The organism is Haloarcula sebkhae (assembly GCF_014647415.1).
GTDB classification, from domain to species: domain Archaea; phylum Halobacteriota; class Halobacteria; order Halobacteriales; family Haloarculaceae; genus Haloarcula; species Haloarcula sebkhae.
On the sequence record NZ_BMPD01000001.1, the window covers coordinates 329,796 to 351,510 of the forward strand.

At 64.1% G+C, this 21,715-nt stretch carries 24 protein-coding genes; 17 read left to right on the forward strand and 7 right to left on the reverse strand.

The annotated features are described in order from the left end of the window. The first annotated feature begins 390 nt into the window (after positions 1-390). The 7 genes from IEY38_RS01660 (at position 391) to IEY38_RS01690 (ending at position 7,835) form a co-directional block, all read left to right on the forward strand. The gene (locus tag IEY38_RS01660) at positions 391-540 is read left to right on the forward strand and encodes a hypothetical protein (protein WP_154021026.1); all 150 of its coding nucleotides are present in this window, start codon (positions 391-393) and stop codon (positions 538-540) included. Beyond that, positions 537-959 carry a metal-dependent transcriptional regulator gene (locus tag IEY38_RS01665; protein WP_188974811.1) on the forward strand — a complete coding sequence of 141 codons (423 nt, stop codon included), beginning with the start codon at positions 537-539 and terminating at the stop codon, positions 957-959. The genes IEY38_RS01660 and IEY38_RS01665 overlap by 4 nt, the downstream gene beginning before the upstream one ends. Positions 960-1,391: 432 nt before the next feature. Then, on the forward strand, positions 1,392-3,341 hold the full coding sequence (locus IEY38_RS01670) for an ABC transporter substrate-binding protein (protein WP_188974813.1): 1,950 nt from the start codon (positions 1,392-1,394) through the stop codon (positions 3,339-3,341). Positions 3,342-3,350: 9 nt separating this feature from the next. Next, positions 3,351-4,304, forward strand: a complete 954-nt coding sequence (locus tag IEY38_RS01675; RefSeq protein ID WP_188974815.1) for an ABC transporter permease — start codon at positions 3,351-3,353, stop codon at positions 4,302-4,304. A gap of 3 nt (positions 4,305-4,307) precedes the next feature. Further along, positions 4,308-5,345: an ABC transporter permease gene (locus IEY38_RS01680; RefSeq protein ID WP_188974817.1), complete on the forward strand. Its 1,038-nt coding sequence runs from the start codon at positions 4,308-4,310 to the stop codon at positions 5,343-5,345. Continuing rightward, entirely contained in the window at positions 5,345-6,526 is a 1,182-nt protein-coding gene (locus IEY38_RS01685; RefSeq protein WP_188974819.1) for an ABC transporter ATP-binding protein, read from the forward strand. Before IEY38_RS01680 ends, IEY38_RS01685 begins: the two co-directional genes overlap by 1 nt. Next, complete coding sequence (locus IEY38_RS01690; RefSeq protein WP_188974822.1) at positions 6,519-7,835, forward strand: ABC transporter ATP-binding protein; 1,317 nt, start codon at positions 6,519-6,521, stop codon at positions 7,833-7,835. The genes IEY38_RS01685 and IEY38_RS01690 overlap by 8 nt, the downstream gene beginning before the upstream one ends. A 44-nt stretch (positions 7,836-7,879) precedes the next feature. Here the strand turns inward: IEY38_RS01690 and IEY38_RS01695 are convergent, their stop codons facing one another. Further along, positions 7,880-10,225, reverse strand: coding sequence for a PAS domain S-box protein (locus IEY38_RS01695; RefSeq protein ID WP_188974824.1), 2,346 nt, complete (start codon positions 10,223-10,225; stop codon positions 7,880-7,882). A 213-nt stretch (positions 10,226-10,438) separates the two neighbouring features. On the opposite strand from IEY38_RS01695, the gene IEY38_RS01700 reads away from it, so the two are divergent. Beyond that, the gene (locus tag IEY38_RS01700) at positions 10,439-10,969 is read left to right on the forward strand and encodes a hypothetical protein (RefSeq protein WP_188974826.1); all 531 of its coding nucleotides are present in this window, start codon (positions 10,439-10,441) and stop codon (positions 10,967-10,969) included. A gap of 33 nt (positions 10,970-11,002) precedes the next feature. Here the strand turns inward: IEY38_RS01700 and IEY38_RS01705 are convergent, their stop codons facing one another. Further along, positions 11,003-12,049: a DUF4350 domain-containing protein gene (locus tag IEY38_RS01705; RefSeq protein WP_188974828.1), complete on the reverse strand. Its 1,047-nt coding sequence runs from the start codon at positions 12,047-12,049 to the stop codon at positions 11,003-11,005. Next, positions 12,042-13,001 (reverse strand): S49 family peptidase, encoded by a 960-nt coding sequence (locus tag IEY38_RS01710; RefSeq protein ID WP_188974829.1) that lies wholly within the window; start codon positions 12,999-13,001, stop codon positions 12,042-12,044. The genes IEY38_RS01705 and IEY38_RS01710 overlap by 8 nt, the downstream gene beginning before the upstream one ends. A 126-nt stretch (positions 13,002-13,127) precedes the next feature. Between IEY38_RS01710 and IEY38_RS01715 the strand changes: the two genes are divergently transcribed. From IEY38_RS01715 to IEY38_RS01730, 4 genes are all read left to right on the forward strand, one after another. Further along, positions 13,128-14,012 (forward strand): aldo/keto reductase, encoded by an 885-nt coding sequence (locus IEY38_RS01715; RefSeq protein WP_188974830.1) that lies wholly within the window; start codon positions 13,128-13,130, stop codon positions 14,010-14,012. Between the two features lie 8 nt (positions 14,013-14,020). Beyond that, entirely contained in the window at positions 14,021-14,743 is a 723-nt protein-coding gene (locus IEY38_RS01720) for a class I SAM-dependent methyltransferase (protein ID WP_188974832.1), read from the forward strand. Between the two features lie 111 nt (positions 14,744-14,854). After that, positions 14,855-15,181 (forward strand): cupin domain-containing protein, encoded by a 327-nt coding sequence (locus tag IEY38_RS01725; protein WP_188974834.1) that lies wholly within the window; start codon positions 14,855-14,857, stop codon positions 15,179-15,181. 79 nt (positions 15,182-15,260) lie between these two features. Then, positions 15,261-16,055 carry an HpcH/HpaI aldolase family protein gene (locus IEY38_RS01730; RefSeq protein ID WP_188974836.1) on the forward strand — a complete coding sequence of 265 codons (795 nt, stop codon included), beginning with the start codon at positions 15,261-15,263 and terminating at the stop codon, positions 16,053-16,055. Positions 16,056-16,077: 22 nt separating this feature from the next. Here the strand turns inward: IEY38_RS01730 and IEY38_RS01735 are convergent, their stop codons facing one another. Beyond that, positions 16,078-17,097, reverse strand: coding sequence for a transcription initiation factor IIB (locus IEY38_RS01735; RefSeq protein WP_188974838.1), 1,020 nt, complete (start codon positions 17,095-17,097; stop codon positions 16,078-16,080). 237 nt (positions 17,098-17,334) lie between these two features. After that, the gene (locus IEY38_RS01740; RefSeq protein WP_188974840.1) at positions 17,335-18,120 is read right to left on the reverse strand and encodes a helix-turn-helix domain-containing protein; all 786 of its coding nucleotides are present in this window, start codon (positions 18,118-18,120) and stop codon (positions 17,335-17,337) included. A gap of 95 nt (positions 18,121-18,215) precedes the next feature. Here IEY38_RS01740 and IEY38_RS01745 point away from each other — a divergent pair, with 95 nt between their 5' ends. Continuing rightward, positions 18,216-18,617 (forward strand): hypothetical protein, encoded by a 402-nt coding sequence (locus IEY38_RS01745; protein WP_170097059.1) that lies wholly within the window; start codon positions 18,216-18,218, stop codon positions 18,615-18,617. Positions 18,618-18,682: 65 nt separating this feature from the next. Here IEY38_RS01745 and IEY38_RS01750 read toward each other — a convergent pair whose 3' ends face one another. Then, positions 18,683-19,645: a C-terminal binding protein gene (locus tag IEY38_RS01750; protein ID WP_188974842.1), complete on the reverse strand. Its 963-nt coding sequence runs from the start codon at positions 19,643-19,645 to the stop codon at positions 18,683-18,685. Positions 19,646-19,809: 164 nt separating this feature from the next. Here IEY38_RS01750 and IEY38_RS01755 point away from each other — a divergent pair, with 164 nt between their 5' ends. Beyond that, positions 19,810-20,082, forward strand: a complete 273-nt coding sequence (locus tag IEY38_RS01755) for a ubiquitin-like small modifier protein 1 (protein ID WP_004591081.1) — start codon at positions 19,810-19,812, stop codon at positions 20,080-20,082. Positions 20,083-20,107: 25 nt separating this feature from the next. Here the strand turns inward: IEY38_RS01755 and IEY38_RS01760 are convergent, their stop codons facing one another. Next, positions 20,108-20,509, reverse strand: coding sequence for a MoaD/ThiS family protein (locus IEY38_RS01760; protein ID WP_188974844.1), 402 nt, complete (start codon positions 20,507-20,509; stop codon positions 20,108-20,110). Positions 20,510-20,600: 91 nt separating this feature from the next. Here IEY38_RS01760 and IEY38_RS01765 point away from each other — a divergent pair, with 91 nt between their 5' ends. The 3 genes from IEY38_RS01765 (at position 20,601) to IEY38_RS01775 (ending at position 21,711) form a co-directional block, all read left to right on the forward strand. Then, a complete protein-coding gene (locus IEY38_RS01765; RefSeq protein ID WP_170097054.1) occupies positions 20,601-20,969 on the forward strand; it encodes a hypothetical protein in 369 nt (122 codons plus the stop codon). Positions 20,970-21,077: 108 nt separating this feature from the next. Next, positions 21,078-21,332, forward strand: a complete 255-nt coding sequence (locus IEY38_RS01770) for a hypothetical protein (protein WP_170097053.1) — start codon at positions 21,078-21,080, stop codon at positions 21,330-21,332. A gap of 10 nt (positions 21,333-21,342) precedes the next feature. After that, positions 21,343-21,711 carry a hypothetical protein gene (locus IEY38_RS01775; RefSeq protein ID WP_188974846.1) on the forward strand — a complete coding sequence of 123 codons (369 nt, stop codon included), beginning with the start codon at positions 21,343-21,345 and terminating at the stop codon, positions 21,709-21,711. Positions 21,712-21,715 lie beyond the last annotated feature (4 nt).

A 21,715-nucleotide genomic window follows, 5' to 3' on the forward strand; every position in this document is an offset into this window, starting at 1 on the left:
AAGTCACTTCTCGGTAGTGAGACCGAGTGCCTCGTGTCGGGCTCGATACGCCAGACAGCCGGACAACTGCGCTGGTGTACCGACTTCGTCGATTGAGTTAGGTCGTCCTAAAAATCGTAGGCGTTTTATATTATTAGGCAAGCCTAAATAATATGGCAGGCGACGGTACTGAGTGCGGGGCACAAACGGGGGTGGTCCACGCAAGGATCGATGGCGGACCGTTCCGTCTTGTCGAGAGCGCTGTCGACACCGGGGTGGAGCCGACGGTCACTGCGGGCTTTGTTCCCAAGCCCCGACGACGAGCGGTTACCCGTGCTCTACCGACACTATCGGGGGGCGTCTGCCTGATGAGTGGCGACAGCGATAGCGGGATATCGGGGGGACTGGACGATGGATAAACGCCCGCAACGGTCGCGCGCTCGACTGTGGGCTTGGGCCTACGCGGTGGTCTTCGGGACCGATGAGCGGTCGACGGGGGAATCGACGGCCGGTACGCCCGCAGCAAGCGGCGGGGACGGGACGGATTCAGCGGAGCGATGAGAACGGCACCGGAGTATCTGCTGGCGATCTACATCGCACAGCACCGGGACGACCCGCCAGTCGCGCCGGGAGAGTTGGGGGAGATGCTCGATCGGTCACCAGCGGCGGTGACGGAGATGTGCCAGCGGCTCGCCGAAGACGGTCTCGTCTCGTACGAGCCCTACGATGGAGTGACGCTGACCGAATCAGGACGCGAGGAAGCCACAGAGTTACACGAGACGTACGTGACCGTCTCGTGGTTCTTCCGAGGCGTGCTAGATCTCGACGACCACGAGACGGAAGCGATGGAACTGGCCGGTCTGGTCAGTCCGATGGTCGCGGAGCGACTGGCCGCCACACTACCCTGTGACGCCGAGACAGAACGGAGACAGGACGCCGCAGAGGCAGGTTCGGCGGCGTCAGATAGAGACAGCAACTGAGCGACTACTCCACCTCAAAGATCGGCGACATGAACGAGATGGAGAGTACGAGGATTACGGCCAGCCGTTCTAAGCGGCCGTTCGAACCCGAATCGCGACTGTAGACATCGGCCCCACGTTTGATCGGGGCTTCGTTGGATTGTCCCGGAGAGCGTCCGGCATCGAGCCGAGTTCGAAGGATCGATCCCACGTGTCGTTCCCTATAGACACGGTCTCGAACAACAGGCGGTCGCAGGGTGACGTATCGCCGGTCTGAGGCCGGCCACCGGTGTCGTTCTGCTGGCGGTGAAGCTCGGCCGCGGGGTCTGTATCGGCTCTGTATAGTGTACTCCCTGACTGTCGCGCTCCGAAGGTGTTGCCTGACTCCGAACGCCGTCATGCTATAAGTGTGTGGGAAGGCAACATAACTCATAACTTTCGAGGTCAACGCGAATGCCTTATGACGCAGCTGCGGACACGAGTACAGTGACGCGACGGCGTGTCCTCAAGACCGCGGGCGCGTCAACAGTAGTGGCGCTCGCCGGTTGTAGCGCCGGCAGTGACGGAGGCGGGGACGGCGAAAGCCAGGGTGGCCAGAGCCTCGACCCGGTCCGGGAGCGGGCTGAGGTCACCGTCGACGAGATTCAGGAAGGCGGGACACTCAGGTTCGGCCTCGGTGCGGGTATCGATTCCTTCGACCCGTCATACAGCACCAGCGCGCCAGCCGGCAACGTCCACGGGCTCATCTACGAGAGTCTCATCACACAGGACGCCGCGGGGACTGTGTACCCGTGGCTCGCGAAGACGTGGGAACGGATGGACGTCCAGGAAGTCGAGGACGGGGCCTACGAGCCGTACATGGTGTCGGCGGAGACAGACGACGAGGGGAACCTCGTTGCCGACGACCAGATCATCATCAGGAACCCGGATGCTGGCGAGGTGCTGACAGTCAACGAAGCGCCCGACGCCGTCGAGGACGGCACCTATGGGATACAGTACCGGGCCGAACTCCACAAGGGCGTCACCTTCCATAACGGCGAGGAGATGACCGCAGAGCACGTCGCTCGCTCGTATGAAGTGCTGGAGAACTCCTCGATCTCGGCCCAGACCTTCGACTCCTTCCTCTACGCAGAGGCCGTCGACGACTACACCGTCGATATCTACGGGCAGGAGCCAGACGCCGAGGCCGACAGCCAGCTCGCGACGACAGTGTACCCAATGGAGCACATCGAGGAGTACCCGAATACGGGAGCGGACCCGCGCAACGACCTGACGCCTCTCGGGACTGGTCCCTTCGAGTTCGAGTCCTACGAGGCCGAACAGCGCGCAGAGTTGAGTACGTTCGACGACTACTGGCTGGACGACCTCGGCCTCGACGCGTTGGAGTGGTGGGACGGCCCGGACGGGTTCCCGACGAGCCCGGTCGTCGACGAGGTTACGGTCTCGATCGTCACCGACGACGCGACCCGTGCAGCCGCACTCAACAACAACGAGATAGACCTCACCTACGGACTCACGAGCGACACCTACGGCGAGTACCGAAGTGCGGAGGACTACCGACTCAGTGTAACCAACGCCGGGGCATACAATTTCCTCCAGTACCCCGTCACCCAGTCGCCGTGGGACGACGAACGCATCCGCCGGGGCGTCAATCAGCTGATTCCGCGGGCTCAGATCGCGGAGAACATCTACAACGGGTACCGGAACCCGGCGTACACGCCGCTGCCTGAACTGGCCGCCGACGAGGGATCAGCCAACTACAAGGCGCTGGTCGAGGAACTTCGCCCACAGACGGAGCAGGACACCGAGTCCGCGACCGAACTGCTGGCGGAGGCCGTCGACGACCTTGGCGTCGAGACACCCATCGAGGCGACAATCGAGACCAACACCTCCGACGACCGGGTGCGCGAGGCCGAACTCATCGCGCAGGTGATGAGCAACACGGAGTTTTTCGACATCGGCGTCGAGACCTTCGAGTTCACGACGTTCGTCCAGCGCATCCTCGGTCCGGAGTACCACCAGCAAGGCCACATCGTCCTCATCGGCCTCTCCGGGACGTTCAACCCCGGGAGCTTCTACGACGCCGTCAACTCCATCGACAACTTCGGCCAGTGCTGTAACTTCCAGCGGGTCGATACCCCGGAGCTTGACGAGATCGCGACGGAAGCGCGGTTCTCAGTCGAGGCCGTCGAGGACCCCGCGTTCCGTGGGGAGCAGTACGACCAGGTGTGGCGAGGACTCATCGAGCAGGCCCCGAACAGCTACACTGTCTTCGGGACGAACGTCTCCTCGCTGTCGACCGACTACGTCGGGCACAACACGTACACGTTCTCGGGCGGGATTCTTCCCTACGGGCTGCACGACCCGACAGACCAGCAGGTCGCGTATCTGGACCGGGAGTGACTCAGTACGATGAGCCTCAGACGATTCATCGCGGTTCGCGTGGCCGCGACGGTGCCGATACTGTTCGGCGTCTCGGTGCTTACCTTCGCGCTGGTCCACCTGACGCCGGGGGACCCCATCGACCAGATGGTCGCCCTGAATCCGCAGATTTCGGCGGCTGAGGAGGCAGCGATACGCGCCAGATACGGCCTCGACGGGCCGGTCTGGCAGCAGTACCTCACGTGGATGGGCAACGTCCTGCAGGGCGATCTCGGGACGGTCATCATCGTCGACCAGCCGGTCCTGCCCTACATCATGGCCCGGCTTCCCGAAACCATCGCACTGGGGCTGTTCGGCTGGGCCATCGCGTTGCTGATCGCCATCCCGACCGGCATCTACGCCGCGGTGAACAAGGACACGCTGGGCGACGACCTCTCGCGGGTGTTCGCACTGTCGGGCATCTCCCTGCCGAACTTCTGGCTCGGCCTGATGCTCATCCTCGTGTTCGCGCTCTGGCTGGACCTGTGGCCGGTGCTGGCTCCGGACAAACCGCTACTCTCGACCGAGATGCTGTGGTATCTCGTCCTGCCGGGCGTCACCATCGGGACGGCGTCGTCGGCGACGCTGATGCGCGTGATGCGCTCGTCGATGGCCGAGGAAATGAACAAGGAGTACGTCACGGCGGCGCGGGCAAAGGGACTTCCCGAGCGGACGGTCGTATTGAAACACGTCTTGCGGAACTCGCTCATCTCGGTGACCACCATCGCCGCGTTCCTGACCGCGAGCATCTTCGCCGGTGCCGTCGTCGTCGAGCAGGTGTTCGCCTGGCCCGGCTTGGGCCGGGCCTTCGTCGGCGCGATCATCGGCCGCGAGGTCGACCTCATCATGGCTATCACGCTGTTTACCGGCGTGACCATCATCCTCGCGAACCTGCTTGCAGACATTATGTACGCTGTGCTGGACCCACGAATCCGCTATGACTGACCCATGAGTACGGACAGAGGACGCATCCGGATAACGGGGTTCGACGCCGACCGCGTCGAGTCCCGCGAACCGCTATCCGACTGGACAGAGACGAGAGACACGGAGACAGAGGGACGCTGGACACGCGCCTGGCGGGAGTTCCGCCGGAACCGCAGCGCGATGCTCGGGCTGTACATCGTCATCGCGATGTCGCTGCTGGCGCTGTTTGCCCGTCCAATCACGATTGCCGGCGTCACCGTCCAGCCGATCTCGCTCGCACCGTACGACCCGGGCGCGATACTGTACGCGCAGGGGCTGGACGTGAGCGCCTACGAGGCCCCGTCGCTGGCCCACCCGTTCGGGACCGATGGCTCCGCGCGGGACGTGTTCTCCCGCGTGCTGTACGGCGGCCGGTTCAGCCTCTCTATCGGCTTCATCGTCGTCCTCGTCACCGCCGCGATCGGGCTGGTGTACGGCGCGGTCGCCGGCTACTACGGCGGCCGGGTCGACGAGGTGATGATGCGGCTCCTCGACCTCATCTTCGCGTTCCCCGGCCTCCTGCTGGCGCTGATTATCGTCGCCGTGCTCGGCAAGGGGTACTGGGAGCTGGTACTCGCGTTCACGGCCATCGGCTGGGCCGGCTACGCCCGACTGATACGCGGCGAGATTCTGAAGGTCAAGGAAAACGAGTACGTGCTGGCGGCGAAGGCACTGGGGGCGCGGGACCGACGTGTCATCTTCAGGCACGTCGTGCCCAACGCCATCGCGCCACTGATCGTCCAGGCCTCCCTCTCTATCGGTACCGTCGTCATCGGCGTAGCGGCGCTCGGCTTCCTCGGGTTGGGCCTCCCGCCTAGCTCTGCCGAATGGGGCACGATGCTGGACCAGACTCGCCAGACAATCGTCCAGGGGCCGGGCGGGTCGATTCCCTGGTGGGTCACCGTCTTCCCCGGCGGCGCGATCTTCCTGTTCGTGATGTCGATGAACCTCATCGGCGACGGCATCAACGACGCGCTGGACGCACAGGAGGGCGAGGACGTGGCCCGCGGGGGCGAGGTCTGATGGCGCTGCTTGAAGTCGAGGACCTCACGGTGAAGTTCTACACCGAGGAGGGCGTCGTCACCGCCGTCGATGACCTCTCCTTTCGCATCAAGCGCGGTGAGAAGTTCGGCGTCGTCGGCGAGAGCGGCGCGGGCAAGAGCGTCACCGCGCTGTCGGTGATGCGACTCATCGAGGAGCCTGGCCGTATCGAGAGCGGGACTGTCCGCTTCGACGGCGAAGACCTCATGGAGATGTCCGAATCCGAGGTCCGTGATGTCCGGGGCAACGACATTGCGATGATATTCCAGGACGCACAGACCGCGCTCAACCCCGTCTACACGGTGGGCGAGCAGATCGCCGAAGCGATCCGCCACCACCTCGACTACGGCGACGCGGCCGCCCGCGACCGGGCAATCCGGCTGCTCGACGACGTGGGCATCCCCGAGCCAGAGGCCCGCTACGACGACTACCCCCACGAGTTCTCCGGCGGCATGCAACAGCGGGTCGTCATCGCGATGGCGCTGTCCTGTGACCCCGACCTGCTCATCGCCGATGAGCCGACGACGGCGCTCGACGTGACCATCGAGGCGAAGATCCTGGACCGCCTCGAACGCCTCGCCGAGGAGTACGACACGGCGATTCAGCTCATCACCCACGACCTCGGCGTCATCGCGGAGATGTGCGACCGGGTGATGGTGATGTACGCCGGCCGTGCCGTCGAGAAGGCGACCGTCGAGGAAATGTACTACGACCCGAAACACCCCTACACCGTCGGGCTGATGAGCGCCATCCCCCGCATCGGCGACCGGCAGGACCGGCTCCAGACGATTCCGGGGACGATGCCCGACCTCGTGGAGGTACCCTCCGGCTGTAGCTTCCACCCTCGGTGCCCCTTCGCCGAGGAGGAGTGTACGCGCAAGCAGCCGCCACTCGTCGACCCCGAAACCGGCGAGGGCGTTGGGCTGTCCGACCGGGCAGCGGCCTGTTTAGCCTACACGGGCGACCTCGACAACGAACTGGACTACGAGGTCGAAGTGCGAGGTCGAGCGGAGCAACCCGACGACGGCCAGCCTGACCCCCGAGTCCGGCGACCGGACTCGGAACCGGTCCGGACGGACTCCGATCCCGTCGGCCTCGACACCGACTTGCTGGACCAGAACGACGACGGGGAGGACGATGCGGGAGGGCTGAGCGATGGCTAAGACAGCAGACGGCCCGATTCTGGAGGTCGAAAATCTCACGAAGTACTACGAGTCCGGCGGGGGCCTCGTCGACACCCTGCTGGGCCGGAGTCAGGAAGTGAAGGCGCTGGACGGCGTCGACTTGGAGCTATACCCCGGGGAGACCCTCGGTATCGTCGGGGAGTCTGGCTGTGGCAAGACCACGCTCGCCCGGAGCCTCCTGCGACTCATCGAGCCCACGGCCGGGACGGTCCGCTACGAGGGCGAGGACCTGACGGCGGCCTCCGACGACCGCCTGCGGGCGCTCCGGAAGGACATCCAGTACATCTTTCAGGACCCCTTCGCCAGCCTCAATCCGCGGCTGACGGTCGGTGACATCGTCGGCGAGCCGCTGGATATCCACGACATCGCCGAGGGCGAGGCCCGGGCCGATCGCGTTAGCGACCTGCTGGAAACCGTGGGACTCAATCAGCGGCACGCCCACCGCTACCCCCACGAGTTCTCCGGCGGCCAGCGCCAGCGCATCGGCATCGCCCGCGCACTTGCCGTCGATCCCGAGGTTATCGTCTGTGACGAACCCGTCTCGGCGCTGGACGTGAGCGTGCAGGCCCAGATTCTGAACCTGCTTGCGGACCTGCAGTCGGAGTTCGGCCTCTCCTATATCGTCATCGCCCACGACCTCAGCGTCGTCGAACACATTGCTGACCGCGTGGGCGTCCTGTATCTTGGGGAGTTCGCCGAGGTCGGTCCGACCGAGGATGTGTTCCAGCCGCCGTATCACCCCTACGCCGAGGCGCTGCTGTCCGCCATTCCGGAGCCGGACCCCGGCTGGGAGGGCGACCGTATTTTCCTCTCCGGCGACGTTCCATCGCCGCTGAATCCCCCGTCGGGCTGTCGGTTCCACACCCGCTGTCCGAAGGTTATCCAGCCCAAGGGGACAGACATGGCACAGTCCGAGTGGCGGTCGCTGATGGACCTGAAACAACGGCTCCGCAAGGCCGACTCGCTGGAAGCGGTAACCGCAGTGCGGGAAGGTGTCGAGGACGAAGACCTGCGTCAACTCTCGCGGTCCGCTCTCGAAGCCCGGGTTCGGGACGAATTTGGCCTCCCGGAGACGGTCGGCGACCGGGAGGCCGAGGAAGTGTTCGGGACGGCCCTCGACCACCTGTACGACGGGGCTTTCGAGGCCGCGCGGACGGCGCTGAACGACGCCTTCGAATCCCCCTGCGAGCGAACCGATCCCGAGCTGTTCGATGTCGGTGACGACCATCGCATCGCCTGCCTGCTGTACGACGACGCGTATCCGGAGACGCCAACGCGGAGGAGCTAGTCCCGGACACATCACCGGTACGGCGACCCGACCCGGACCGCCCGCTACGTGAACTCGACACCGGTGACCTCGAAGCGTGCCCCGCCGTCGGCGCTCTCCGTCACGCCGACCGACCAGCCGTGAGCCTCGGCAATACGGTCGACGATTGCCAGCCCGAACCCGGTGCCGTCGTCGTCGGTCGAGTATCCCGCTTCGAACAGTGTCTCGCGCTCGGTTTCCGAAACACCGGGGCCGTCGTCGGCGACGTAGAAGCCGTCCTCGGTGGCACCGATAGTGATCGTTACACCCCTGGTGTTGGCTGTGTCCTCCGGCCTCGTCTGGCTGCTCGTAGCGCCGTGGTCCACATCCGTCCGTCCCTGTGAACGTGACTCCGCCGACCCATGCTCTACAGCGCTGTCGACCGCCGACTGACTGCGCGTGGAGCCGTGTTCCACACTGTTCCGGAACAGGTTCTCAAGCAGTTGTAGCAGGCGCGGCCGGTCGGCGGTAATCGTCACGTCCCGCTCGTCGGTGTCGGCGAAGACGAGATTCCCGTCCTCGGCGTCCTGAGAGATCATCTTCCAGGCATCCGTGACCGCGTCACGGAACGAGACTGGCTCGGTCTCCTGAATGTCTCGTCCCTGGCGAGCCAGGAGCAATACGTCGTCGATGATTCGCTCCATCCGATCGAGTGCACTCTCGATCCCCTCTAGATGACTCTCATCATCGGTTGTCCGGGCGAGTTTCAGTCGTCCCTGTGCGACGCTCAGTGGACTGCGAAGGTCGTGACTGACGACGCTGGCAAACTCGGCGAGTCGGTCACGCTCGCGCTGGAGTTCCTGCTCTTGCTCGCGGATGTCGGTAATGTCGCTGGCGACGCCGAACACGGCGACCGGTGTATCCGGGTCGGACCGTTCACCCGTGTCGTATATCGGGACTTTCGTCGAGAGGTACTGTTGTGCTCTGCCATTGATAACGACACGCTCCTCGACCTCCAGCGGTTGCCCGGTTTGCAGGACAGCACGGTCGTTTGCCCACGTCGCTTCAGCTGTCTCTTCGGGGAACAACTCGAAGTCCGTACGGCCGACGATTTCCGCATCAGTGAGTCCGGTCATCTCCCGATAGCCATGGTTAACGAAGAGGTACTCCCCTTCGTCGTCTTTCATGAACATCGGGGTCGTGGTGTTTTCCAGAATCGCTTCGAGTCGGCGCTCTGTTATCCGCAGGTCACGCTCACGCTCCTTTCGCTCGGTGATATCGTGGTGGACGCCGACCATCAGTGTACTGTCGTCATCCTCGATGGGTTGTCCCCGAACGGAGACCCACCGCACGTCGCCATCCGCGTCAATCACCCGGAACTCCCCGTTGTAGATGTCGTCCGTTTCGACGGCCTGTTTTAATTGTTCGCAGACTTCGGCCCGGTCCTCTGGGTGAATCAGGTCGAGCACGGCCGACAGCGTGCCGTCGAACTCTCCCGGTTTGAAGCCCATGAGGCGTTCGGGCGTGTCACCCAACTCGACCTCGTCTGTCTCGTAGTTCCATTCCCAGACACCCGTTTCACTGGCCTCTAGCGCCAGCTGGAGGTGGCGTTCGGTTTCCTCCAAGTCCTGTTTCCGGTCGCGCTTATCGGTGATGTCGGTCAGCGTACAGACCACGCTTTCGACAGCCCCGTCATCGTCGAACAGCGGCACACCGTTCACCGAGAGTACCTTCTCCGTGCCGTCCGGCCAGTGAACCGTGTGCCGAGCGTCGGAGAGGGGCTGGCCGCTTTCAAGAACCTGCCGAAACGGGAGCTCCGCGTCCGGTATCGGGTTCCCATCGAGGTCCCGAATCTCCCATTCCGGATCGTTGTAGGCCCGGTCTTTCACCGCCGACTGCGACAGACCGAGAACGTCGACGGCGCGCTGATTGGCGAACACGAACTGGCCGTCGCGGTCGAGTTGCACGACACACGACGGGACAGTCTTGAGGATCTGTTCGAGTCGGTGTCGCCGGCGCTTGGCCTCGGTCGCCGACTGTCTCGCCTCCACCGCATTCTGAACCCGATTAGCCAGTAGTGTGTACTGGTCTGTCCCACCTTCCTTCTGCAGGTAATCGGTGACACCGGCCGAGATAGCGTCGCTCGCGACTTCCTCGCTCCCCTTCCCAGTGAATAGGATGAGCGGGAGGTCGGGGTACTCCTCGCGGACGGCTTCGAGGAACTCAATGCCGTCGCGTCCGGGCATATCGTAGTCCGACACGATGCAGTCAAACGTTGACGCTTCGAGCCGCTCCAGCGCGTCTTCCGCACTCGACGCCGTCTCAACCTGAAGTCGATCGTTCTCGCGTTCAAGGAACGCGGCGGCTGTCTCGGCGAAATCCGGCTCGTCGTCGACGTGCAACAACCGGACCGTGTCACTTGTCGATAGCATCGGAGCAGAGAGCTTGCTGCTGTCTCAGTGGTCAGGCCACTTATCATGTTTGGCTGTGTATAACATACGTGGTGTGTGAAAGGTACAGATAGACGTGAGTTTTCCGTCGATTCTCTCAATCATAATGCTTAGCGTGCAGACGTGGCCGACCACGACAGCACAGTCATGCGGGGCCGAATAACACTTTTGCGTGCGCCGGTCCACCCTCTGACAATGCGTCGCATCTACGACTCGGGGGCGCTCCATCGCGACGACGATGAGCCAGGGGCGCCCACCGAGCGTGGAGCGCGGCCACAGGCCGCACGCAGTATCGACGGTGGGGTCTGGAGCGACCGTCTAGTGCCGACGTGGCTCCGCTATCGCGCGGTGTCGGTCGATATCGAGGTGCCACAGACTGAGTATCCGGCGGGAACCGAGGTACCGTTCGTCGTGACGATGCGGAACGCGCTTCCGGTGCCGATAACGCTCCCGACGGACTCGCCGCGGCCGTGGACGTGGTACGTCGATGGAGTGGCCGAGGCGTCCCACGTCGACAGCGTACCCGGTGATGACGGCAGTCTCCGGTTCGACCGCGGCGAGCGAAAGCAGTTCAGACGGCGGTGGGACCGGATGTTCCGGGTCAGCGACGACGAGTGGGAACCCGCGCCGGCCGGGGAGTACACTATCGGAGCGGGGCTAAGTGTGGCCGACGCTGCCGAGCGTGGCCTGTACAGCGAGACGACGGTCAGCATTAGCGATCAGTGAAGCCGCGACCAATGGCAGTCCGAGCAGCCCGGCTCAGGTCCCGCTTGGGGGTGCGGGCGTCGGAGTCGGGCTGGAGGTCGGTTCCGGTGGTGTTTCGGTCGAAGTATCACCGCCGGTTCCGAATCCGGCATCCGGGGTCGCGCCACCGCCCGGATCGGGTGCCTCGCCGTCGAGCAGGAACGAAAGCAGGTTCCCGATGAACACCTCGTTGTCGGCGTCGTATATCTCAGAACTGCTAATGAACGTCGAATCAGTGACAAACACCATGTTGTCGTTGCGAACGACTGTCGCGTACGTACCGGTGCGGCGCGTCTCCAGCGTCCGGGTACCTTCGGCGGCGGTGAACTTCGTCTCGGCGTCACCGTTCATCACCGCGTAGCCGGCGGTGTCGAACGTAATCGTCTCGACACCGTCGGTCAGTACACCGTCGTCGCTCGGGGATGCGTAGATGGCCTTGAAGTTGTTGTCGTTGGCTTCGTCGTCGACGTTGTACAGCTGTTCGGCACCCATCCGGACGCCGTAGCGCTCGGTGGCGTTGTTGGCCCCGAACGACACCGTCGTCGTCGACTGGGTGAAGCCGGTCGAGAGGCGGGTCTGTGTTGGCTCAGCCAGAACGACGACACGCCCGCCGTCGTCCGTGTACTCTTGGAGCGCGTCGCGTTCCGCCTGTGAGTAGCTGTCGAGCGGCTGGACGATGAGTACACCGTCGTACCGGCCGAGCGAATCGGCAAAGGAGGCGGTGCCGGACGTGCCGTACTCGACAGTATGGCCCGCCTCGAACACCGCCTCAGTGATTGGTTCGAGTTCGGATTCGGACACCTGATTGCCGTGGCTCGTATCGACCAGTATTCGCTTGTCACTTCCCTCAGAGTCGACCGAGATCTCCCCTTCTTCGGGGTCGACAGGGGCATTGACAGCGTCGGGCTGGTACTGTGACGGCGACTGGCCGTCGATGGACTGGCCATCGGGTGGCCCCGATGACCCCGGACTGGCGACTGCGAGAAGGAACGTGCCACCCAGTATCACCACGAGAACGACGATAAACACGGCCAGCGGCTTGACGATACGGCCCTCAGTCATTGCGGATCACCGTTGCATTGTTGTCCTCAGCAGGAATTCCCCAGACGGCGTAGTACTTCACCGGCTCCCGGAACGTCGTCTCGCTGTCGTCGGGGTGAACGAGATAGGTCACGTTGTTCGCGCCCTGAACGGTCTCGGCGCCGGCAGGGACGATGATGACGTTGAAATTGGCACCGCCACTGCCCTGATAGGTCACGTCGTACTGGTCGCCTTCGATGTCGTCTGAGAGTGCGGCGGCCCGTTCGATGGCCAGTTCAGTGTCGCCGATCCGGTCGGCGAAACCGTTCTGGGTTGCCTGTGCGCCGAGGTACGTGCCGCCGTTGGCGACTTCCTCGCGGGAGAGCGTCAGTTGCTCGCCCCGGTGGCGCATGACCGTGCCGACAAATGACCGCTGGAGCACTTCGATGTCCTCGCGGAGGCTGTCTTTGCTTATCTGGGCCTTATCCGGTCCCGAACGGACGAACGTCTCGCCCTGCCTTTCGACCTGCTCGATGAGACTCAGCGGGGCCTGAACGATGACGCCGATGCTGCCGACGTTCGAACTCGGCTTGACGACGATCTCGTCAGATGGTGTGATGCCGTAATACCCACCCGAGGCGGCCGTGCCCTCGACATAGGCGACGACGGGCATCTCACTGGCGGTCCGGTTCACGGCGAGGTAGAACTCCTCGCTCGAGTCGACCGGCCCGCCGGGGCTGTCGATCCGGAGGACGACTGCCTCGATTGATTCGTTGGTTCGTGCTTCGCGGAGGTCCTGTTTGACGGCGTTGACGTTAGCGTCGGTTGTGCCGCCGCGAAGGGTGATGACGGCGACGTTCGGGTTATCGTCGCCACCGCTTGGCACGCCGTTCCAGATGACCGGCGCGAATATCGCGGCGATGACGAGGGCGAGCGTGACCGCAATCACGTACGACGCCGTCATCGCCGAGAACAGTTGTTCTCTCCCAAACATCTATACATCCCGTTCGGACTGAGGAAGTAATAAACCCCGGCCGGCACACCCCCTTGCAGCCCGGCACACAGACTGACTGAGACGGCAGCGACCAACGGTTATTGGTCTTCGTGGCGTGGAGCCGGTATGGAGACCCGAGCGCTGGGCGACACTGGACAGGAAAGCACGGTGCTAACGTTCGGCTCGATCGCACTCAACTGGCTCGAACAGGAGGGCGCGAACCAGTTGATCGAACTCGTGTTGGACCACGGGGTCAATCACTTCGATGTGGCGCCGACCTACGGCGACGCGGAGCTAAAGCTGGGGCCGAAGCTCCGGCAATACCGCGACGACATCTTCCTGGGCTGTAAGACCCAGGAACGCGAGTACGAAGGGGCTGCGCGGAAAATCGACCGGTCGCTGGACCGCCTCGGTATCGACACTATCGACCTCTACCAGATCCACGGCCTGGAGTACGAGGACGAACTGGACACGATCACCGCCGACGGCGGCGCACTGGACGCGATACGCGAGGCGAAGGCGGCGGGGAAAATCGACCACATCGGGCTGACGAGCCACGGCAACCCCAAACTGATTCTGGACGCCATCGACCGCATCGACGACCTAGAGACGGTGATGTTCCCGCTGAACCCCGTCGTCGCCGGCAAGGACGGCGACGAGTACGACTACGAGGCCGTACTGGAACGCTGTGACGCGGAGGGTATCGGCACGCTGGGGATCAAGGCGTTCGCGAAGGGGTCGTGGCCGTCGACCGACGAACTCCCGGAGGCCGACCGCCCGTACGCGAACTGGTACGAGCCGGTCGACACGCCGGAGGCCATCCGCGAACGGTTCGACTTCGCCGCCGCTCAGGGCCTCGACACCGTCGTCAGCCCCGGCGACCCGAAGCTCGTGGCGATGGTGCTCGACGCCGCCAGTCGCTCCGAAGGAATGGATGAGGCCCGTCAGCGTACGGTCATCGAGGAAGCGCGCCACGACGATAGCCCGGTGCCTGAGCAACTGCACCACTGAACGTGGCCGTGGACGTTCCAGAGACGGTGACAACGGCACTCGCCGACCAGCAAGTCGAGGGGCGGGTCTGTCTTGAGGCCGGAGCCGGTGTCGGGAACACGACGGCCGGACTGCTGGCTGCGGGCGCGAAGCGGGTGTATGCGGTGACGAACGACGCTGACCACGCCGCGACGGTCCGGGACCGCGTCGACGACAAGAACGCCGACCGGGTGGCCGTGATCGAGGCCGACCTCCGGGCGACGCCGCTTGCGACCGACAGCGTCGATCTCGTCACCGCCCACGGACTGTGTAACGTCTTGCCACCGACTGAACTTGACGCCATCGCGGCCGAGCTGACGCGGATCGCAAAGCCCGACAGCCGCCTCGTCGTCGACGACTACGCGGTGCCGCCCGCGGATGCAGCTGTCAACCGACTGTTCGCGCTGGAGAACGCCGCCGCACGAGTGGTTGACGGCCGGCCAGCGCTAACGTTCTACCCGCCTGCCGTGCTGGCCGCCGTCTTCGCCGACCACCACTGGACTGTCGAGCGACGGAAGGCACTATTGGACCCGGTTCCCTGGACCGAGGCACATCTGGATGCCCACGCAGAAGTGGTGCGGGCGTACGCCGCCGCGCTTCCGGATTCGCTCGGAGAGCCACTGACTGCGATGGCTGACGATTTGGTCGCAGCTATCGGCTCCGAGCGAACCGGGACAATGTACAGTCTCGCGTTCCGGCTGGCAGATATGTGAGTCGTGTGGGTGTTTCTCGAGGCGAGTCCGAATAGCACACGTACCCAGACAAATAGATACAGAGGTTCCCAACAGCCGAACGGCTAAGGACGCCCCGGCCCACGTGCCGGTATGTCACTCGACAGATTAGCAACGTTCGATGCCGAACCGGCAGCAGGCGAAGTTATCGACGGAGAACTGGCAGTGACCGACGACGTGCTGGTGAAGGCGTTCGCGCTGGGGCCGGATGCGACAATCGACCCCCACGAGCACGACGGCGCGACAAACGTGTTCCACGTGGTCCAGGGCGAAGTGACGGTCCAGCAGGACGACACCGAGGAAACTATCGCCGCGCCGGGCGTCGTCCTGAACGAGCGCGGGCAGGCCCACGGCGCGCACAACCACACCGACGAGGTAGCTGTTTTGACTGCGAGCCTCTGCCCGCTACCGGGACAGTAGGCGTGTGACAGTCAGCGGAGCAGTACCGGGTAACTGTTTCCGCACTATGTTTATTGGTATCGCACAGCACTGACCTGATATGGCAGAACCACTGCCGACGAACGGACTCCGCAAGACAGTCGACAGCGGCGGTGTCGCGCTGGGCGTCCTCGATAACACCTACAGTCCGACGCTGGTCGAGTTCTACGGCGACCTCGGCGTTGATTTCATCTGGCTCGATTTCGAGCACGGCGGGCCTGATCCGTGGGACGCGGCGACCGTCGAGGACCTCCTGCGGGCGGCCGACGGCACGGGAACGGAGCTACTGGTTCGGTTGCCGGATACGTCGCCAACGCTGGTGCGGAAGGCGCTGGACCTGGGGGTCAAGAACGTCTTCCTCCCGCGGGTCGAAACCGCCGAGGAAGTCCGGGCGGCCGTCAAGTCGGGGCGGTTCCGATACGACGGCGAGCCGGGCGACCGGGGGCTGGCCGCGCCCCGGGCGCGCCGCTGGGGCCTGGGTGAGAACTACATCGAGGCCGCGGACGAGGAGACGCTGATCGGAACCACGATCGAGACGAAGGAGGCGGTCGAGAACATCGACGCGATTCTGGACGTGCCCGAACTGGGCTTCGTGTTCATCGGGCCGTTCGACCTCTCGGTGTCGCTGGGTCACCCCGGCGAAATCGATCACCCGGAGGTACAGGACGCCGTAGAGATAGTCCGATCGGCGGCGGTCGAGGCGGATATCACCGTCGGCGGCCTCGGCTTCGGGATGGAGGACGTGAACGAGAAGGCAGAGTCGGGGTATCAGATACTACACGTCGGAAGTACCACCGGTGCGATACAGAGCGCCGTGCGTGGGTGGCTTGAGGGATTCGAGGGACAGCGGAGCTAAGCGGAAACGCAGCGCGCCGCGGTTAGGCGCTCGCGCCGGATTCGGCGCCGCTCGTCGCGTCGACGGCGCTGTCGTCGAGTTCCGCCTCGGCTTCCAGCAGTTCGCGGTAGCGCTCGCGAATCGTCACGGTGCTGATGTCCGTGGCTTCGCTGACGGTTTCCTGCGTCATCTCCTCGCCGAGCAGCAGGCCGGCGGCGTAGATGGCCGCGGCGGCGAGGCCGACAGGGCTCTTGCCGCTGTGGACGTTCGCTTCCTTCCCCGCTTCGATGAGGGCGCGGGCCTGGCGTTCGAGGGCGTCGTCGGCGCCGAGTTCAGAGATGAACTTGCTGAGGTATGTCGCGGGGTCCGGCGGGCCGACCTGCAGGGAGAGTTCGCGGTTGAGATAGCGGTACGCGCGGGTGAACTCCATCTCGTCGACACGGCTGACGACGGCCATGTCGTCGAGCGTCTGTGGGAGGTTCGCCTGCCTGATGGCGGCGTACAGCGCGGCGGTCGCCATTCCTTCAATGGAGCGGCCGGGCAGCATCCCCTCGTCGAGGGCACGGCGGTAGATGACGCTGGCCGTCTCGCGGGCGCTCTCGGGGACGCCGAGGGCGCTTCCCATCCGGTCGATCTCGCCAAGCGCCTGCTTGAGGTTGCGCTCGGCGTGGTCGCGGGTTCGGAACCGTTCGTCCCAGGTGCGCAGGCGCTGCATCTTCTCGCGCTGGCGCGTCGACAGGGAGTTTCCGTAGGCGTCCTTGTTCTGCCACCCGATGTTCGTCGAGAGGCCCTTGTCGTGTTTCATCTCGGTCGTCGGCGCGCCGACGCGGCGCTTGTTGTCGCGCTCCTGGCTGTCGAAGGCGCGCCACTCCGGCCCGTGGTCGATCTCGTCCTCGTCGACGACGAGGCCGCAGGATTCACAGACCGTCTCGCCGCGACTGTCGTCGGTGACGAGGCTCCCGCCACAGTCCGGGCAGGCGTGGCCGGTACTCGCCTCGGACTCGGCCTGTTCGTCCGCACTTTCATCGCGTTCGTCGGGGGAATAGATGCTGCGTGTCGTCATAGTGTGCCTCTGCGAGCGCGTGGGAACGCCCGCGGTCGTACCCAATTGTAGGGGTGCATCCCCCATGACGACTCGTTTGGCACATGCCGAACTTCGGAGAAGTAGTGACGATATGTCATGTCTGGCATACCACGACGCATGCCTCCCCGCTGCTGTTACCCCGTTCTGAACTGCGACGCGGCAGTATGCAGGTAGTGCAAGCCGGTCAGGTGATGGTGCCAGAGACAATACCGCCGGTTACACGCCTGAGCGGCCGATACGGAGGCGTCCGCCCTCGGCGACGTCCTCGTCGGCCTGAACCGGCCCCATCGACCGCGTGACGAACGACCGGACGATCCATGCTTCAGCCCGCTGGAGGCGGTACTGGAGCGTCGACCGCGACACGTCAAGTGTCTCTGCGAGTTCGGTGAGCGAGGTGTCCCGAGGCGTCCGGTAGTAGCCGTGTTCGACGGCGGCCTCGACAGCGGCCTGTTGCTCGGGCGGGAGTTCCGCCAGCGTCACGGCCTCGTCGACCCAGTACGAAGGCGAGCTAAGCTGCCGGAATTCGACGGTGAGTCCCTCACGAAGCTCGGATTCCATCTCCTCGAACAGCCCGTCGACGCCGGCGTCGCTGCACAGGAGCAGTCGCCACTCACACCGGCTCCCGCGGCGTTCGGTCTCGACGAGGACGCCGCGGCCGACGTGGTCGATGGCCAGCCGCGGAATCGAGTGGCAGTCGCCGGCTTCCGACCGGTAGCTGTACACCGTCCGAGCGCCAGGGTCCGAGCCGATGACCTCGTACGTCCAGTCGGTCTTGCAGTTGCGGGTCCCGATGCACTCAGTACACTGGACTGGGTCATCGTACACGTCGTCTAGTTGTTCGAGGGCAGTTTCCGGACCGGCGACGCGTTCGAGCCGCCACATCCCGTCTCGTGTGACGTTGCACGCAATAGTCCGGGAGTGTGTCTCCGGATAGTCGATGAACACGTCCATGACGGGGTCGACGTTCCGCTCGTAGTCGATAGTGAAGATGAACTCTCGCATGTACACCCCATTGCGTGTCGAGTGGCTTATACGCACTGTCTCGTTCGGCGTATGCCAAACAAGCCGTCATTATCGAAGCACGTTTTCAAAGGAGTATGTCGTGTCCTGTCTCTCCATCTACTGGCGACTCGTCCGGCGGAGCGGTCACTGGCGACACACCGGACGACTCGCCGTCACGTATTCGCGGATATGAACTACCGACGCACAACTGGCGACACACCGTCGTCTACGGGGTGGTGTTCTGGGCGGTCGTGGCCGCCGCATGGCTCGCCGTCCCGACCGGTCACCCGTTCCAGTTAGGCGTCACGCTGTCCGGACTGTTCGCGGCCCCGCTGTTGCCGGTCGCGCTCTGGTGTGATTACCGCCAGGCCAGACGATTCGGGACTTGTGACCCCGGGCTTCGCGCGTACCTCTCGAATCTCGTTCGGGATATCAAGACGGCGGGGAGTGGCCAGAGCGCACTCGGCGACCAGCGTCGTGAATTCCTCAGATGTTGAGTCGAGATAACGCCACTCGCCGGCAGCCGTTTCGACGGTGTTAGCGGGCAAACCCGGCCGTATATTTACAGCCAGTCCGTCTCTGGATCGATCCGGTTCGGCGGCGTCTCGCCGGCCAGCACGGCCCTGACGTTCGCGGCGACGGCGGCGTTCAGGTCGTCGCGGGCTTCTTCCGAGTACCACGCCGCGTGGGGCGTGACAATACAGTTGTCGAGGCCGACCAGCGTGTGGTCAGCCGTCGGCGGTTCCTCGATCAGCACGTCGAGACCGGCGGCCCCAATCGTTCCGTCGTCCAGTGCCGTCCGGAGCGCCGCTTCGTCGACGAGGCCGCCGCGGCCGGTGTTGACGAGAATTGCCTGCTCACGCATCGCCGCGAGCGCGTCGGCGTCTATCATCGCTTCCGTCTCCTCGGTCAGCGGCGCGTGGAGGGAGACGTAGTCAGCCCGCTCGTATAGCGTCTCAAGCGTGACTTTCTCGACATCGGCTTCGCCCATCTCCTCGGCGTCGACGTAGGGATCGTACGCGATCACGTCCAGATCAAAGCCCCGCAGCTGGTCGCGCACTCGCCGTGCGATGGGGCCGAAGGAGACGAGACCCAGCGTCTGGTCGCGGACGCGATGTACCGGGCGGGTCCGCTCCCAGCCCCAGCCACCGTCGCGAACGTCGCGGTCGTAGGCCGTGAGCGTCCGAATACAGTCGAGCAGTAGCGTCACCGTGTGGGTAGCGACCTCGTCGGTACAGTACTCGGGGACGTTCGTGACAGTCACGCCGTTGTCTGCCGCCGCGGACACGTCGATGTTGTCGATACCGACGCCCGCTCGCGCAACGATCTTGAGCTCGTCCAGTGCGTCGAGTACCGCGGCAGTGACCGGGGTGTTCACGTCCACGACGAGTCCCGCTGCACTGGCGGCGGCATCCCGGAGCGCGTCCTCGTCGTCTGTCTCCGCGACAACGACATCAGCGTCGAGTTCCGCCCGCAGTCGGTCGACATCTATCATCGGGTCATCGCTTGCGACCACACGTTCCATGTGCGGAGTCATGGACTAGGACGCTAAAACGGGTCGAAGTCGTTCCCATCGAATAGGAATTCGAGGTGCATGATAGATTGAATACAACGAATGAACCCGTTGCTCGTTCGAGACAGGCGGTCCGAGCGCTGTGATTTAAGCCACTCGACCGCCAACCCAGCGGTATGCAAATCGAGCTGCGGTTTTTCGCCAACTTCCGGGAAGCCGTCGGGCAAAAAACGGTTCACCGCGAGTACGAAAGCGACCTGCAGGCGGGTGATGTGCTCCGACAGCTCTCCGAGGAGTTCACCGAGATGGACCTGTTCGAGGATGGCGACCTGCGGGAGTACCTGACGATTCTCCGGAACGGGACGGATATCACGCATCTCGACGGGCTAGAAACCGCGCTAGAAGACGGAGACGAGCTCAGCGTGTTCCCGCCAGTCGCCGGGGGATAGCGTCCTTCCAGAGTCGATTGCCGAATCAGCAACAGAAGATGAACGGAAACATCAGCCCAACGCGGTCGCCGGCTTCCAGTTCCGTGTCCAGTCCATCGAGGTGTTCGTTGAACTCGCCGTTGACCGCCACTCGCGCGTAGCATCTGGTCTGCTCGCCTTCGGGGTTTTTCGCCCAGTCGCCCGGCAGGTCCGCCATCTCCGGGGCCCAGCCCTCGGTGGTGGCGTCGGCTTCGGTTTCCGCGATGAGCATATCGCTCACGTCGTATTCCCGGAAGAACGCATCGAGAAAGTCACGTAGCGTGTTCCCTTCGAACGTGTATGACAGCGACGGTTCGCCGACGACCCGACGAACGTGGCCGGTACACCTGACCTCGACAGTGGTCAGGTCTCGGTCCGACGCCTGCCGTTCCAGTGTCTCACTACTCATATGTGTGCTACACCCCGCTCTTACAAATCAATAAACACGAACATGTTCGCCCATCGCTGGGGTTTATTTGCGCCGAACTCTGTGTGGCGATATGAACAATATCGAACTAGGGATTCCGTCCGGGATTGTCGAGTCGCTGCCGCCGGACAGCGAGGATACGAAACGCGACATGGAACAGGCTGTCGGCGGCTGGGAACGGGAACTCAACGCCGCGCTCGACTCTGCGGAGCCGGCCAGCGCCGTCGTCGACCACATCGAGCAGTTCGAGAACCGATGGGAGGCCTACGACGAGTACGTCGTCGAACTCCGGGCCTGGGGCCAGTCACCCATCTACGCGATGGCCTGGCGCGACCTCCACGCCGCCGTCATCGCTCAGATTTACGACCACGAGGACTTAGACGAGCGCATCAACCGCGAGCGCAACGCCCGCATCGTCGACGACGGTATCCGGCCGGGATAAGCCGTAGCCGTCCGGAAGCGGTGGCATCCGTTCGGGAGAGCGCGGGTGTGGCAGAACGGCGCAGTGCCGCCGATAGGTTTAGACGACCACACCCGTAACGACCACACGATGGAGCGTGAACGGAGTTTTCGCGGCATCTCAGTTCGAGCCGCTATCGGGTATCTGGAGAACCTCGGCGGCGAGCAACGCGGCGAAGCGACCGTCGAAGGCGACGGCTGGGCAGCGACACTGTCAGAGGAGAAAGTCGCCATCGGCCCGAGCCTGCAACTCAACGAGGTGACGATCGAGTTCGACGGCGACCCCGAGACGCTGGAGCCGCTCATCGAGAAGTTCGCACAGAAAGCGATGCGAGCGGGCGGCTGACCGGGACGCGATGGCTGATTCATCGTACCCAATCGAGGGACAGATCGTCCTGCTGGCCGGCACGCGTGCGAGCATTCCACTCGACCAGCTCCCGGAGCTACTCGAACGGACCCAGACGTATCTCCAAGCGAACCGGGAGACCTACGACAGGGAGTACGAACGCATTAGCGGTCCCAGAGAGGCCGATTACGTCTGCGCCGAGGCGGGCCACTGGGACAGTATCGGCACAGAACTCGGACTGAGCGATCGCGAACAGGACGCGGTGCGGCGGGCCCACGCCGCCCAGTTCGAGCGCGACGGGCGGCGGCTCGACAGAAGTGAGGAGTTCGAGACGACGCTGGAAATCAGGGACGTGCTGGCAGTCAGCTCCGACCCGTAAGGAC